We start from the raw sequence: 13,382 nt of genomic DNA, 5'->3' as shown, positions 1-13,382 counted from the left end.
CGACCTACCACCACGCGACGCTTGCGCAGCGCCGTCGTCGTTGGGCCCGCGCCCTCCACGCCACGTCGCGTGCCGCTCAGCGACCGTGCCCCTGCTCTCGTTCCATGATCATCCACGTTTTGGGCCGTGATAGCAGCACAGAAGGTGGATGATCTTGGACCAGGCAGCGGCCAGCGAACAGCAACCCACAGCGGAGTCGGTAGCCGAAGAACACGACCCACGGCCAGTGAGCGGCCAGCGGAGCGAAAGCCGAGCGAGCAGGGAAGCCGGGCCCGTTTTTCGGCCGGCCCCCTGACGCTGCTTGAACGGGCGCGCGGGCGGCCGGGTCAAGCGGTCCTCCGCCGCGCGAAGCGCCCAAGCACGAGGTCCGCTTGAGGCGGCCACCCGCGCCCCCGACACTGGAAGCAGCAGGGGGCAGGCACAACGCGGCAGATCAGGGCCAACGAGCGCCCGGCGAACCCCCGAGAACGAAGAACTAGATCCACCCATGCCGCCGCGCCACGTGCACGGCCTCGTGCCGGTTCGCCGCCCCCAGCTTCGAGGCCGCCGAGGAGAGGTAGTTGCGCACCGTCCCGGGGGTGAGCGCCGCCCGCCGGGCGATCTCCTCGACCGGCGCGCCCTCGGCCGCCAGCTCCAGCACGTCCGCCTCCCGCGCCGTCAGCGGGCTGTCGCCGGCGCTGATGGCCTCGGCGGCCAGCTCGGGGTCGACGTAGCGGCCGCCGTCGTGGACGGTGCGGACGACCTGGGCCAGCACCGACGCCGACACCGTCTTGGGGAGGAAGCCGCCCACTCCCCCGGCGAGCGCCCGCTTGAGGTAGCCGGGCCGGCCGTGGCTGGTGACGATCATGGTGCGGCAGCCGGGGACGAACCGGTGCAGGTCGGCGGCCAGGGAGATGCCGTCGCGGTCGGGCAGCTGCAGGTCGAGGACGGCGACGTCGGGGGTGAAGGTGCGGGCCATGGCGAGGGCTTCGTCGGCGGTGGCGGCCTCGGCGACGACCTCGATGCCGTCCTCCAGCGACAGCAGCGCCCGCAGCGCGGACCTGATCAGGTTCTCGTCGTCGGCGAGCAGGACCCGGATCACGACGCCACCTCCGACGGCACTTGGGCGGAGAGCCGGAACCGGTCGCCGTCGAGCCGGTCGGCCGTCAGCGAGCCGCCCAGCTCGGACAGCCGCTCCGCCAGCCCGGACAGGCCGGAGCCGGACGCGCCGGACGGTTCGCGGGCGCCGTCGTTCTCCATGGTCAGCGTGACGCTGCCGTCGGACCGCGCGACGGTGATGACGCAGGTCGACGCGGAGCTGTGCCGCAGCACGTTGGTGGTGCCCTCGCGGGCCACCCAGCCGAGCACGGCCTGCACGTCGGGCGGCAGCGCCGACACCTCGCCGACGACGCGGGTGGCGACGCCGGCCGAGCGCAGGACGGAGCGGGCGCCGGCCAGCTCGGTGGTGAGGTCGACCTCGCGATAGCCGCGCACCACCTCGCGCACCTCGCGCAGCGACTCCTGGGCGATGTCGCGCACCGCCATCATCTCGTCGCCCGCGTCGTCGCGGCCGCGGCGCGACAGGGCGGCGGCCAGTTCGCTCTTGACGGCGATGACGGACAGGTTGCGGCCCAGGATGTCGTGCAGGTCGCGGGCGAACCGCAGCCGTTCCTCGGCGACGGCGAGGTCGGCCTGCACCTGCCGGGACCGGTCCAGCTCCCACACGATGCCGAGCATCCACACCGACGCCCGGAACGCCGACCAGCCGCCGAGGTAGGCGAACACGGCCGCGAGCCCGGTGCCGATGGCGCTCGGCCGCGGCCAGTCGCTGAGGTACCCGACGCCGGCGATCACGGTGCCGAACAGCAGCGCGATCAGCGTCAGCCGCGGGCTGTCCAGCCGCGGCGCCAGCGCCCCGACGGTGAACCCGGACAGCATGATGACGGCGAACTGGGTGGCGACGGCGCCGCTGACGACCCCGGGCTCCGGCGGCGCCGACCAGCCGAACGCCGCCACCGCGGCGGCCGCCGCGCAGACCGTCACCGCCAGCAGCGCCACCGTCCACCGGTACGGCCAGGCGCCGCGACCGAGGTACCAGGCCAGCCCGCCGCGCAGGACGACGACCCCGATGCCGGCGTGGACGGCGGCGAGGGCGACGAAGCCGGCGATCTGCGCGGCCGAGCCGAGGTCCTCACTGGAGGACGCGATCAGCAGCGCCACCAGCGGCTCGCCCGCCAGCATGGAGTACAGGGTGCCGCGGGTGTAGAGGTCGAAGCGCTGCGGCGCGCTGCGCTCCTCCCACCACCGGCTCACCATCGACACGGGCATCAGCTTGTCACGCCGCCGGGCTCAGCCACGCGGCTCCCAGCGGAACCAGCGCCGCAGTGCCCACGCCCCGATCGCGATCCAGGCCACCAGGATCGCCGCCGGCACCGCGGCCTCGGACCAGCTGGCGCCGAACCCGACGGTGTCGCCGTCGCGGGTCTGCCCGGTGAGCCCGAGCTGGACGAGGTCGACGACGGGGGTCAGCGGGATGAACCGGACGATGTCGCTGACGCGGTCGGGCACCGAGTCGGCCGGCATGACGACGCCGGAGAAGATCAGGCTGCCCATGCAGAGGAACAGCACCGGCAACGTACTGACCTGCGCCATCTCGACGTTGCGGGTGAACGCGGTCGACGCGGCGGCGAGCAGGACGAACATCACCACACCACCGGCGACGGCCAGCAGCGCGAGCAGCACGTTCGGCGGCGCGTCGAGGCCGAACGCGACGGCCGAGACGGCGGCCGTCAGCACGATCTGCGCACCGGCCACGATGATCGACGGCAGCGCGGTGCCGGCCAGGATCTCGCCGTCGCGCAACTCGCCGACCCGCAGCCGCTTGAGCACCAGTTCCTCGCGCCGGGCCACGTACGCCGACACCAGGTTGTAGTAGACGACGTACAGCAGCGCGAACCCGGTCAGCATCGTCACGACGACGGCGCCGAGCGGCAGGTCGGTCTCCTCGCCGAACCCGATCGAGCTGAGCGCCACCACCGTGAGCACCGGCAGCGCCAACGCCGTGAACATCGCCGTGCGGTTGCGCACCAGCAGCCGCACCTCCGCCGTCGCCAGCGCGCGCACCCGGCGCGCCGACCCGGCCGTCATGACGGCGCTCATGCCGCCACCTCCGTTCGCTCGGTCTCCACGTCGTCCGACGACGCCACCGCCAGGAACGCCTGCTCCAGCGACGCCGGCCGGGCGGACAGGTCGTGCAGTTCGACGCCGTGGTCGCGGGCCCACACCAGCAGCCCGGTCAGCGTCGCCTGCATGGTGCCGGTGTGCAGCTCGACCCGCCGCCCGTCGTCGACGGCGAACGTGCCGGGCAGCTCCGGCAACTGGTCGCGCGGAACCGACGTCGGCAGCGCGAACGACACCGTCGCCGGCTGCGACGCGACCACCTCGGCGACCGTGCCGGTGCGGACGATGCGGCCCTGGTGCATGATCGCCAGCCGGTCGGCCAGTTCCTCGGCCTCGTCGAGGTAGTGGGTGGTGAGCAGCACGGTGACGCCGTCGTCGAGCAGCGTGCGCACCAGCCGCCAGGTGTTGCGCCGGCTCTCCGGGTCCAGCCCGGTGGTCGGCTCGTCCAGGAACAGCACGTCCGGGCGGGCCAGGACGGCCAGCGCGAGGTCGAGCCGGCGCCGCTCGCCGCCGGAGAGCTGCTTGACGGCGACGTCGGCGCGGTGCGCGAGGTCGACCAGCTCCAGCGCCTCGGCGACCGGACGCGGCAGGGTCAGCGTCCCCGCCCACATCGTCGCCGTCTCGGCCGCCGTGAGGTCGGCCGGGAAGCCGCCCTGCTGCAGCATGACGCCGATGCGCGGCCGGACGGCGGCGCGGTCGGTGTAGGGGTCGCGGCCGAGCACCCGGACCCGGCCGGCGGCGGGCCGGGCCAGCCCCTCGACCACCTCGAGGGTGGACGTCTTCCCGGCGCCGTTCGTGCCGAGCAGCGCGAACAGCTCGCCGCGCGCGACGGAGAACGTCACGCCGCGCACCGCCTCGTAGTCGCCGTAGCTGCGGCGGACCCCGGAGACCTCGATGACCTCAGCCATGTCGCCCTCCTCGGGCCGCCTGGAATGGTTCGATGTTCGCCATGACCCCATCGTGGCCGGGGCACGCGGCCACGTCCGGTGGGCGATGTCACCGGCCTCGATGACCGATGCGGGGCCGGCCCATGACGAATGTCACCACTCCGGAGGACGCCCGTGGCGCACCCGCCCCGCCGTACCCGCCTCGTCGCCGCGCTGGCCAGCGTCGTCGCCGTGGCCGCCGCCTCGACCGCTGCCGCCGCACCGGACGGGCCGCCCGCCCCCGCGCCGCGCGGCCTCGCCGCCGGCTCCTACGTCGTCGTGCTGACGGGGGCGCCCGCGGCCACGTACGAGGGCGGGGTGCGCGGCCTCGCCGCGACGGCGCCCGGCGACGGCGAACGGCTGCGGGCCGGCGACCGCGCGGTGCGCGAGTACCGCGAGCACCTGGACGAGCGGCAGCGCGAGGTCGCGGGCGGGGTCGGCGCCGAGCCGCACTACCAGTACACCGTCGCGGTGAACGGGTTCGCGGCCGAGCTGACCGCGGAGCAGGCCGCCGAGCTGACCGCCGACCCGCGGGTGCTCGCCGTCGTGCCGGACGTCCCACGCGCCGCCGACACCGTCGCGTCGCCGGAGTTCCTCGGCCTCACCGGCGACGACGGCGTGTGGGCGTCGCTGGGCGGGGCCGCGGACGCCGGGCGCGGCGTCGTCGTCGGCGTCATCGACACCGGCATCTGGCCGGAGAGCGCGTCGTTCGCCGGCCCGGAACTGGCGGACCGGCCGACCGGCGAGGCCGGCGTCGCCTACCGGACGTCCGACACCGGCACCGCGGTGCTCAAGGCCGACGGCGACACGTTCACCGGCGAGTGCGAGACCGGCGAGAACTGGACCGCGGACCTGTGCAACGGCAAGCTCGTGTCGGCCCGCTACTACGACGACGGCTTCGTCGCGAACGTGCCGCCGGAGCACCGCGACCCGAACGAGCACCTGTCCACCCGCGACGGCGACGGCCACGGCAGCCACACGGCCAGCACGGCGGCCGGGAACCACGGCGTGCCGATGTCGGTGAACGGCCGCGAGTTCGGCGACGGGTCGGGCATGGCGCCGGGCGCGTCGATCGCGGCGTACAAGGTGTGCTGGCAGGACGACGACGAGAACACCGGCGGCTGCTACCCGTCCGACTCCGTCGCCGCCATCGACCAGGCGATCCTCGACGGCGTCGACGTCATCAACTACTCCATCTCCGGGGCCACCGACACGCTGATCGACCCGGTGGAGCTGGCCTTCCTCTCCGCGGCGTCGGCGAACGTGTTCGTGTCGGCGTCGGCGGGCAACTCCGGGCCGGGCGAGTCGACCGTCGCGCACAACAGCCCGTGGGTCACCACCGTCGCCGCCAGCACCCACCAGATCTACGAGGGCACCGTCGAGCTGGGCGACGGCCGGCGCTTCCGCGGCTCGATGATCAGCGACACCGGCCTGCCGGAGCAGACCCCGCTGGTCTACGCCCGCGACCTCGCCGCGACGGGCGTCGAGGCGGACGAGGCGGCGCTGTGCGGTCCGTCCTCGCTGGACGACGCGGCCGCCGCGGGCGCCATCGTCATCTGCGACCGCGGCGTCTACGACCGCGTCGCGAAGTCGGAGGAGGTCCAGCGGGCCGGCGGCGTCGCCGTCGTGCTGGGCAACCTCGACCCGGCCGAGACCCTGAACGCCGACTTCCACGTGCTGCCCACCACGCACGTCGGGGCCGAGGACGCCGCGGCGGTCCGGGAGTACGCGGCCGGCGACGGCGCCACGGCGGCGCTGCTGCCCGGCGACCAGACGGACCTGCCGCCGACGCCGAAGCCGGTGCTGGCCGGGTTCTCGTCCCGTGGCCCGGCGCTGGCCAACGGCGGCGACCTGCTCAAGCCGGACATCTCCGCGCCGGGCGTCGACGTGCTCGCGGCGGTGGCGCCCGGGCCGCACGGCGGCAACGACTTCGACTTCGTCTCCGGCACGTCGATGGCGGCGCCGCACATCGCGGGGCTGGCCGCGCTGATCCGGGCCGAGCAGCCCGGGTGGTCGGCCGCCGCGGTGAAGTCGGCGATGATGACGACGGCCTACGACCTCGTCGTCGCCTCCGGCGAGCCCGACCGCGACCGCTTCCACGCAGGCGCCGGGCACGTCGATCCGGCCCGGTTCCTGCGGCCCGGCCTGGTGTACGAGTCGGGCACCGCCGACTGGCTGGCGTTCCTCGAGGGCACCGGCGAGGACACCGGCGTGGCGGGGGTCGAGCCGATCGACCCGTCCGACCTCAACCAGCCGTCCATCGCCGTCGGGGCGCTGGCCGGGCGACAGACCGTCACCCGCACCGTCACCGCCGTCACGCCCGGGCTGTACCGCGCGTCGGTCTCGGTGCCCGGGTTCACCGCGCGGGTCACGCCGTCGGTGCTGTACTTCGGCCGGCCCGGGCAGAGCAAGACGTTCGAGGTCACGCTCACCCGCACCCGCGCGGCGCTGGACGAGTACGCGCACGGCGCGCTGACCTGGAGCGGCGCCGGCACGACGGTGCGCAGCCCGATCGTGGCCCGCCCGGTCGCCGTCGCCGCGCCGGCCGAGGTCGCCGCGACCGCCGCCGACGGCTCGGCCACCTACTCGGTGACCACCTCCACCACCGGCGACGTCGACCTCACGCTGCGCGGCCTGGTGCCGGGCACCGTCACGGACGGCTCGCTGACGCCCGGCGCGGCGCCCGACCCGGCCGGCAACGCGTCGTCGCAGGTGGTGGAGTTCGAGGTGCCCGAGGGGACGTCGCTGGCCCGGTTCGACCTCGTCGCGGCCCAGGAGTCGGCCGACTACGACCTCTATCTCTACGGTCCCGACGGCGCCGAGCTGCCGGTGAACGGCGCGACGGGGGCGGCGAGCGAACGGGTCGACCTGACCGCGCCCGAGCCGGGGACGTACACCGCCCTGGTGCACCTGTTCTCCAGCCCGGACGGCGGCGCGGTCGACTTCTCGCTGCGCTCCTTCGCCGTCGGCGCCGACGCGACCGGCACGGCGACCGTCGCGCCCGACCCGCTGCCGGCCCGGGCCGGCGACCCCGCCGAGGTGACGGTCGCCTGGACCGGCCTCGAACCCGGCGTGCCCTACCTCGGCCTGGTCGGCTACGCCGCCACCTCCAGCACCACGGTCGTCGCCATCGACTAGATGACCGATTCCAAGGTGGTCAGTGGTCGTAGGCCAGGAGGGATCGCTTGGTCGCCTGACCGGTGTGGTCGTTGTGCCAGATTGCCGCGGTGAGGGCCAGGATGCGTTGAGTGACGCGGACCCACACTCCGGCCGGGGTGTGTCCGCCATGCTGTTCGAGATCGAGCTGGCCCTTGAGGGTGTCGTTGATCGACTCGATGACCTGCCGCAACGGTTTGAAGAACTCGGTCCCGGCCCGCTGGGGTTCGCCTTTGCGGGCCGGGCGCAGCAGGTCCACGCCGGCGTCGGTGAGGGTGGTCTCGAACTCGCGGCCGTAGTAGTTCTTGTCCGCGATCACGATCTGCCCGGCCCGCCCGGGACCGGTGAGCTCGGGGTCGGCATCGAGCATCCCGAGCAGCGTCTGGCGTTCGTCGGCCTTCGCGCCGGTCAGGGCGAACCCGACCGGCAGGCCGTGCAGTGTGCACAGCAGGTGCAGCCGCAGTCCCCAGAAGAACCTCGAATGCGAGGCGCAGTAGCCGTACTCGGCCCACCCGGCCAGGTCCGAGCGCCGCGCCGTCTCCCGTGATCGGGCACACTCGACCGGGGTGGAATCGGCCACCCAGACGTCATCGGTCCACATGCTCGTGTCCCGGGCCAGCACCCCGACCAGCTGGGCGATCGTGGCGCCGAGGCGCCGCAGCCGCTTGTTGTAGCCGGGCTGCTGGGGCAGGTATGGGAACAGATGCCGCAGGTGAGCGCGTCCGTAGCGCAGCCAGCGAGCCTCAGAGGTGAACCCCAGCAGGGCCTGCATCACCGCCAGCGTCACCAACTCCGCGTCGCTGATCCTCGGCTCGATCCCGACCCTGGGCCGCCACGGCGCCAGGTGCGGAGAATCGATCAACAGGTCATCGACCGTCACGTACAGTGCAGTCGCGAGGGTGTCCAGGTTTGTTCTCACAAACTGATCTTGGACACCCTCGCCCACGTCACCGGCTCATGACACGCGCGCGACCACTTGGAATAGGTCATCTAGAAGCGGATCGCGTCGATCACCTTCACCCTGACGGCGACGGTGGCGGGGACGATCCCGGCCAGGGCTCCCACCACCGTCGCCGCGACCAGGCCCTCGACCGCGGCCCGGACCGGGAACGCCGGTACGTCGGTGACGCTGCCGCCGATCAGCTCGTCGATCGGCACGTTCTTGACGATCGCGACCGCCAGCACCACCCCGGCGAGGCCGGCGACCGCCGTCGCGAAGACGCTCTCCATCATCACCGAGAAGAACACCCGGCCGGAGGTCGCGCCGAAGCTGCGCCGGACGCCGATCTCGCGGACCCGGTACCGGACCGTCACCATCGCGATGTTCAGCAGCCCCAGCGCGCCCATGCCCAGCGCGATGACGCTGACCCCGCGGACCACCCACTGCAGCTGGCCGTCGATGACGTCGAAGTCGGTCGGGTCGAGCCGGTAGACCTCGATCTGCAGGTTCTGCCCGAGCAGGCCGGCGAGGTCGGCGCGGACCACCTCGGTGAACTCGTCGGCGCGCTCCGGCGGCACCCACAGCTCCAGCGCCGGCGGGCTGTCGTACATCCCCTGGATGCCCCACTGCTGCTGGTGCGCCTGGAGCAGGTACGCCGACGGCATCTCGTCGCTGTACGCGTTGGGCGTCACCCCGATGACGGTGGCCCGCACCGGGCGCTCGCCGGCCAGCACCACCGTCGGGTTGGTGCGCAGGTCGGGTTCGCCCAGCCGCTGGTGGAACGCCTCGTTGACGACGATCGCGGGGGCGAACCGGCGCTCGTCGGCGGCGCTGAACCAGCGGCCGTGCTCGGGCTCGATGCGGTGCATCTCGCCGTACGGCCGGTCGATGTAGGTCGCCCACACCGGCTCGGCGCCCTCGGTGAACTGGACCCGCAGCTCGGTGCTGCTCAGCAGCGACGAGTACTCGACCGAGTGCCGTGCGACGACCTCGGCGTAGGCGCTGGTCAGCGCCTCCGGCGGCGGCGCCGACCCGTCCATCGCCCAGGCGTTGACCTGCAGCGTCGCGGCGCGCCCGCTGGTGCGCTCGGAGTGCTCGGCGTTGGCCTGCCGGGCCATGTCACCGAGGGCGGTGATCACCGTCATCGCGGCGACGGCGATCAGCACGCCGATCAGCGACACGACGACCCGGACCTTGTGGATGCGGACCTCGTCCCACGCCTCGACGAACGCCGCGACCAGTCCCGTCACGACGCGACCACCTGACGCGGCGGGGCCAGCGTCGCCGGGTCCAGCGGGCCGAGCAGGCCGGCGTCGAGGCGGTAGTGCCGGTGCGCCCGTGCGGCGACCATCGTGTCGTGCGTGATGGTGACCAGCGTGGCGCCGGACTCCGCCGCGATGGTGTCGAGCAGGTCCATGATCTCGGTGCCGGTCTGCACGTCCAGCGCGCCGGTCGGCTCGTCGCACAGGATCACCCGGGGCGAGCGGATCAGGCTGCGCGCGATGGCGACCCGCTGCTGCTCGCCGCCGGACAGCTTCTCCGGCATGGTGTCGCCGCGATCGCCCAGGCCGACCCGCTCCAGCATGTCGGCGGCCAGCCGGTGCCGGCGCCAGAAGTCGCGCCCGCCGGAGTACAGCAGCGGCGCGGCGACGTTCTGCACCGCGGTGCGGCCGGGCAGCAGGTTGAACTGCTGGAACACGAAGCCGAAGCCGGCGCCGCGGAGCCGGGCGCGCTGGCGCTGCGACAACCCGCGGGTCGGCCGGTCCTCCAGCAGGTACTCGCCGTCGGACGGGGTGTCGAGCAGGCCCATGAGGTTGAGCAGCGTCGACTTCCCGGATCCGGACCGGCCGACGATCGACACGTGCTCGCCGGCCTCGATGGTCAGGGTGACGTCGCGCAGGATCTCCAGGCGGTCGCCGTCGGGCAGGACCACCGTCCGGCCGACGCCGTCCAGTTCGATGAGGCTCATCCCGCTTCGCCGACCATCCCGGGGTCGAGCATCTCCTCGTCCTCGGACGTTCCGCCGGGGACGAACTCGAGGACGGAGTCGCCCTCGGCCAGGCCCTCGCGGATCTCCACCAGCTCGCCGTCGGTGAGGCCCAGCGTCACCGGCGTCTCCACCGGCTCGCCGTCCGGGCCGACCTTCCAGACGTTGCCGGCCTCGAACGAGCCCTCGACGGCCGTGACCGGCACGACCAGCACACTCTCGGCCCGGCCGGCCTCGATCACCATCGTCGCGGCCAGCCCGTCGAACACCGTCACGTCGGGCGGGACCGTGCACGAGACCGCCGTGCTGGAGCCGCCGCCGCCCTGATCCGGCGCCATCGGGTCCTGCGGCGCCGCGCCGCCCTCGTCGCCGCCGTCGCCTCTGCCGCCCGCGGACCGGCCGGTGCGCAGGTCGGTGCAGGCGAACGGGGCCGGGCCGCCGCGGGCCTGCACCTCGGCCGACGTCGGGCCGCTGACCAGCCGGTACTGCTGCTCCGCGGTCAGCGAGCCGGACACCGTGAAGCCGCCCGTCGAGATGCTGCCGATGGTGTCGCCGATCGCGACCGTCTCGCCGGTCAGCACGTCGTACTCGCCGACGGTGCCGGCGGTGGGCGCCTCGATGGTGCGGAACCGGCGGACTGGCTCGCCCGGCACCTCGACCTCGTTGCCCTCGTCGTCGACCTCGGTGATGGGCTCGCCCTCCTCCTCGAAGACGACCTCGACCAGCGGGTCGCCCTCCTCGACGACGTCGCCGGGGTCGGCCAGGAAGGTGCGGACCTCGCCGGCGTCGGTCGCGCGGACCGGCGTCGGCGCGTCGGCGGTGATGGTGCCTTCGACGTCGACGGTGTTGACGACGGTGCCGATGCTGGCCGGCACCTCCGGCTGGACGATCTCGACCGACGGCACCGCCGGGTCGTCGGCGGCCGAGTCGTCGTCGCCGCCGAAGGCGAGGCGGACCGCCGCGACCGCGATGACGGCCAGCAGCAGGATCTTGATCGTCGGCAGGACGATGCGGCGGGTGACGCCCACGAACGTGCTCTCCCTCGGGCTCCGGGTCTCTGTGGAGGGACAGCATGTATACCGAGTATGTGCATTGTCAATACCCCGGTCTACGATGGACGTATGACGACTGAGCCCGACCGCAGCCGCGTCCGTTTTCCCGACCTCAGCTCGCGCGCGTACGAGCACCCGGCCGACCGCGGCGCGCTGGTCGCCATGCGGTCGCTGCGGGGGTTCGACACCCTGCTGCGCAAGATGTCCGGCCTGTTCAACGAGCGCAGTCTGCGGCTGCACTACCTGTCCAGCGCGGTCCGGGTCGGCGAGACCCAGTTCCGCGACGTCTACCAGGACGTCGTCGACGCCGCCCACATCCTCGACGTCGAGCGGCCCGAGCTGTACGTCGTGCAAGATCCGCAGCCGCGGGCCATGGCCATCGGCACCGACAAGCCGTTCATCGTCGTCACCACGGGGCTGTTCGACCTCCTCGACGCCGAGGAGCGGCGCTTCGCCGTCGGCCACGAGGTCGGGCACATCCTGTCCGGGCACGCCGTCTACCGCACGCTGCTGCTCATGCTCACGCGGCTGGCGCTGCGGGTCGCGTGGATCCCGCTCGGCTACGTCGGGCTGCGCGCCATCGTGTTCGCGCTCGAGGAGTGGCAGCGCAAGTCCGAGCTGTCCGCCGACCGCGCCGGCCTGCTGTCGTCGCAGGACCCCGACGCCGCGAAGCGCTCGCTGATGAAGATGGCCGGCGGGTCGCGACTGGCCGAGATGGACATCGACGCGTTCCTGCAGCAGGCCCGCGAGTACGACGCCGGCGAGGACGCCCGCGACGGCGTCATCAAGCTGATGAGCCTCATGGGCCGCACCCACCCCCAGGCCGTCGTGCGGCTGGCCGAGCTCGACCGCTGGGCGGCGTCCGGCGAGTACAGCCGCATCCTGGCCGGCGACTACCCTCGCCGCTCCGGCGACCGCGACGCCTCCATCAGCCAGGAGGTGCGCAACGCGGCGAAGTCGTACCAGGAGTCGTGGAGCCGCACGTCCGACCCGCTGATCAGCTCACTGCGCGACATCGTCAACGGGGTCGGCGACGCCGGCGGCAAGCTGTTCGACAACATCACCAACCGCATGCGCCGCCCGAACGACGGCGGCGGCGAGTAGCCGCTAGTCGCGGCAGGTAGCCGGCCAGGTGGCGCCGGGTGATCGCTCCCGGCGGCCGCCTACCGGTTCCCGCCCTCGTCCTCGTCGCGCTGGTCGCCGCTGTCGTCGTCGCGGTCGTCGAGGTCGGCGAGGAACTGCTCGAGCTCGGCGCCGATCTCGTCGGCGCTGGGCACCGCCCGCTGCTCGGCGATGAGGCTGCCGCGGGCGTCGCCGCCGGCGAAGGCGTCGTACTGGTTCTCCAGCGCGTGGACGACCTTGGCGACCTGGTCGTTGCCCTCGACCTGCTCGCGGACCAGCTCGTCGGTGCGGCGGGCGGCCTCGGCCAGTTCGCCGGACGGCAGCAGCAGGCCGGTGGTGGCGCTCAGCGCCCGCAGCAGCGTCAGCGACGACTGCGGGTACTCGGACTCGGCGAGGTAGTGCGGGACGCGGGCGACCAGCCCGATGGCGTCGTGGCCGGTCTGGCCGAGGCGGTACTCCAGCAGCGACGACACGTTGCCCGGCACCCGCAGCTCCACGTCGACCAGCGCGGCTTCGTCGAGCAGACCCGGCCGGTTGGCGTGCGTGAGGACGCTCAGCGGGCGGGTGTGCGGCACCGGGTTCGGGATGCCGTGCACACCGATGGACAGCTTCACGCCCAGCCGTTCCACCAGATCGGTGACGGCGGCCACGAACGCCTCCCACCGCACGTCCGGCTCCGGCCCCGACAGCAGCAGGAACGGCGCGCCGACGTCGTCGCGGACCAGCCGCAACGTCAGCTCCGGCGCGTCGTACTCCTGGAACGCCCCGTCGGCGAAGCGCATCTCCGGCCGCCGCGCCCGGTAATCGATCAGCGCGTCGACGTCGAACCGCGCCACCACCTCGGTGTCGAGGGTCGCGAGCAGATGATCGACGAGCCCGCCGCCGGCCCGGCCCGCGTCCACGAAACCGTCGAACCAGTAGACCAGAACAGGCGACTCCAGCTCGGACGGCTCCTCGACGAGCTCGTACAGCTCACGGCGGCTCGGCATGGCGGCTCTCCCGACATCGGACAGACAAGACAACTGACATAACACGGTGGC

The 13,382-nt window shown here is 73.3% G+C and carries 11 protein-coding genes; 2 read left to right on the top strand and 9 right to left on the bottom strand.

The genetic code is table 11. The features are described from left to right. Positions 1–475 precede the first annotated feature (475 nt). The 4 genes from BLV02_RS13045 to BLV02_RS13030 are packed head-to-tail and all read right to left on the bottom strand — an operon-like array spanning position 476 to position 4,067. Positions 476–1,081: a response regulator transcription factor gene (locus BLV02_RS13045; protein WP_069113553.1), complete on the bottom strand. Its 606-nt coding sequence runs from the start codon at positions 1,079–1,081 to the stop codon at positions 476–478. Next, on the bottom strand, positions 1,078–2,295 hold the full coding sequence (locus BLV02_RS13040) for a sensor histidine kinase (RefSeq protein WP_069113593.1): 1,218 nt from the start codon (positions 2,293–2,295) through the stop codon (positions 1,078–1,080). Before BLV02_RS13040 ends, BLV02_RS13045 begins: the two co-directional genes overlap by 4 nt. Positions 2,296–2,328: 33 nt before the next feature. Next, positions 2,329–3,138 carry an ABC transporter permease gene (locus BLV02_RS13035; RefSeq protein WP_069113554.1) on the bottom strand — a complete coding sequence of 270 codons (810 nt, stop codon included), beginning with the start codon at positions 3,136–3,138 and terminating at the stop codon, positions 2,329–2,331. After that, positions 3,135–4,067 carry an ABC transporter ATP-binding protein gene (locus tag BLV02_RS13030; protein ID WP_069113555.1) on the bottom strand — a complete coding sequence of 311 codons (933 nt, stop codon included), beginning with the start codon at positions 4,065–4,067 and terminating at the stop codon, positions 3,135–3,137. Before BLV02_RS13030 ends, BLV02_RS13035 begins: the two co-directional genes overlap by 4 nt. A 153-nt stretch (positions 4,068–4,220) precedes the next feature. On the opposite strand from BLV02_RS13030, the gene BLV02_RS38015 reads away from it, so the two are divergent. Then, the gene (locus BLV02_RS38015; RefSeq protein WP_069113556.1) at positions 4,221–7,223 is read left to right on the top strand and encodes a S8 family serine peptidase; all 3,003 of its coding nucleotides are present in this window, start codon (positions 4,221–4,223) and stop codon (positions 7,221–7,223) included. Between the two features lie 19 nt (positions 7,224–7,242). On the opposite strand, the gene BLV02_RS13020 is transcribed toward BLV02_RS38015, so the two are convergent. From BLV02_RS13020 to BLV02_RS13005, 4 genes are all read right to left on the bottom strand, one after another. After that, the gene (locus BLV02_RS13020; RefSeq protein WP_069115473.1) at positions 7,243–8,160 is read right to left on the bottom strand and encodes an IS982 family transposase; all 918 of its coding nucleotides are present in this window, start codon (positions 8,158–8,160) and stop codon (positions 7,243–7,245) included. 71 nt (positions 8,161–8,231) lie between these two features. Beyond that, positions 8,232–9,431 (bottom strand): ABC transporter permease, encoded by a 1,200-nt coding sequence (locus BLV02_RS13015; protein ID WP_069114982.1) that lies wholly within the window; start codon positions 9,429–9,431, stop codon positions 8,232–8,234. After that, positions 9,428–10,150: an ABC transporter ATP-binding protein gene (locus BLV02_RS13010; RefSeq protein WP_069114983.1), complete on the bottom strand. Its 723-nt coding sequence runs from the start codon at positions 10,148–10,150 to the stop codon at positions 9,428–9,430. The genes BLV02_RS13015 and BLV02_RS13010 overlap by 4 nt, the downstream gene beginning before the upstream one ends. Then, positions 10,147–11,196, bottom strand: a complete 1,050-nt coding sequence (locus BLV02_RS13005; RefSeq protein WP_069114984.1) for a permuted SH3 domain-containing protein — start codon at positions 11,194–11,196, stop codon at positions 10,147–10,149. The genes BLV02_RS13010 and BLV02_RS13005 overlap by 4 nt, the downstream gene beginning before the upstream one ends. Positions 11,197–11,289: 93 nt before the next feature. Between BLV02_RS13005 and BLV02_RS13000 the strand changes: the two genes are divergently transcribed. Beyond that, on the top strand, positions 11,290–12,324 hold the full coding sequence (locus BLV02_RS13000) for a M48 family metallopeptidase (protein WP_069114985.1): 1,035 nt from the start codon (positions 11,290–11,292) through the stop codon (positions 12,322–12,324). Positions 12,325–12,383: 59 nt separating this feature from the next. Here the strand turns inward: BLV02_RS13000 and BLV02_RS12995 are convergent, their stop codons facing one another. Next, the gene (locus tag BLV02_RS12995; protein WP_069114986.1) at positions 12,384–13,331 is read right to left on the bottom strand and encodes a proteasome assembly chaperone family protein; all 948 of its coding nucleotides are present in this window, start codon (positions 13,329–13,331) and stop codon (positions 12,384–12,386) included. Between the last annotated feature and the right edge of the window lie 51 nt (positions 13,332–13,382).

The organism is Jiangella alba, assembly GCF_900106035.1.
Taxonomy (GTDB): Bacteria; Actinomycetota; Actinomycetes; order Jiangellales; family Jiangellaceae; genus Jiangella; species Jiangella alba.
The sequence above is the reverse complement of the archived record's forward strand: the minus strand, read 5'-3'. Positions and strand labels throughout refer to the sequence as shown.

What these genes read in the sequence shown, in the direction of transcription:
- BLV02_RS13040 (WP_069113593.1), bottom strand. Translation starts at nt 2,295, where the DNA reads ATGGTGAGCCGGTGGTGGGAGGAGCGCAGCGCGCCGCAGCGCTTCGAC.
- BLV02_RS13035 (WP_069113554.1), bottom strand. Translation starts at nt 3,138, where the DNA reads ATGAGCGCCGTCATGACGGCCGGGTCGGCGCGCCGGGTGCGCGCGCTG.
- BLV02_RS13030 (WP_069113555.1), bottom strand. Translation starts at nt 4,067, where the DNA reads ATGGCTGAGGTCATCGAGGTCTCCGGGGTCCGCCGCAGCTACGGCGAC.
- BLV02_RS13010 (WP_069114983.1), bottom strand. Translation starts at nt 10,150, where the DNA reads ATGAGCCTCATCGAACTGGACGGCGTCGGCCGGACGGTGGTCCTGCCC.
- BLV02_RS13000 (WP_069114985.1), top strand. Translation starts at nt 11,290, where the DNA reads ATGACGACTGAGCCCGACCGCAGCCGCGTCCGTTTTCCCGACCTCAGC.
- BLV02_RS12995 (WP_069114986.1), bottom strand. Translation starts at nt 13,331, where the DNA reads ATGCCGAGCCGCCGTGAGCTGTACGAGCTCGTCGAGGAGCCGTCCGAG.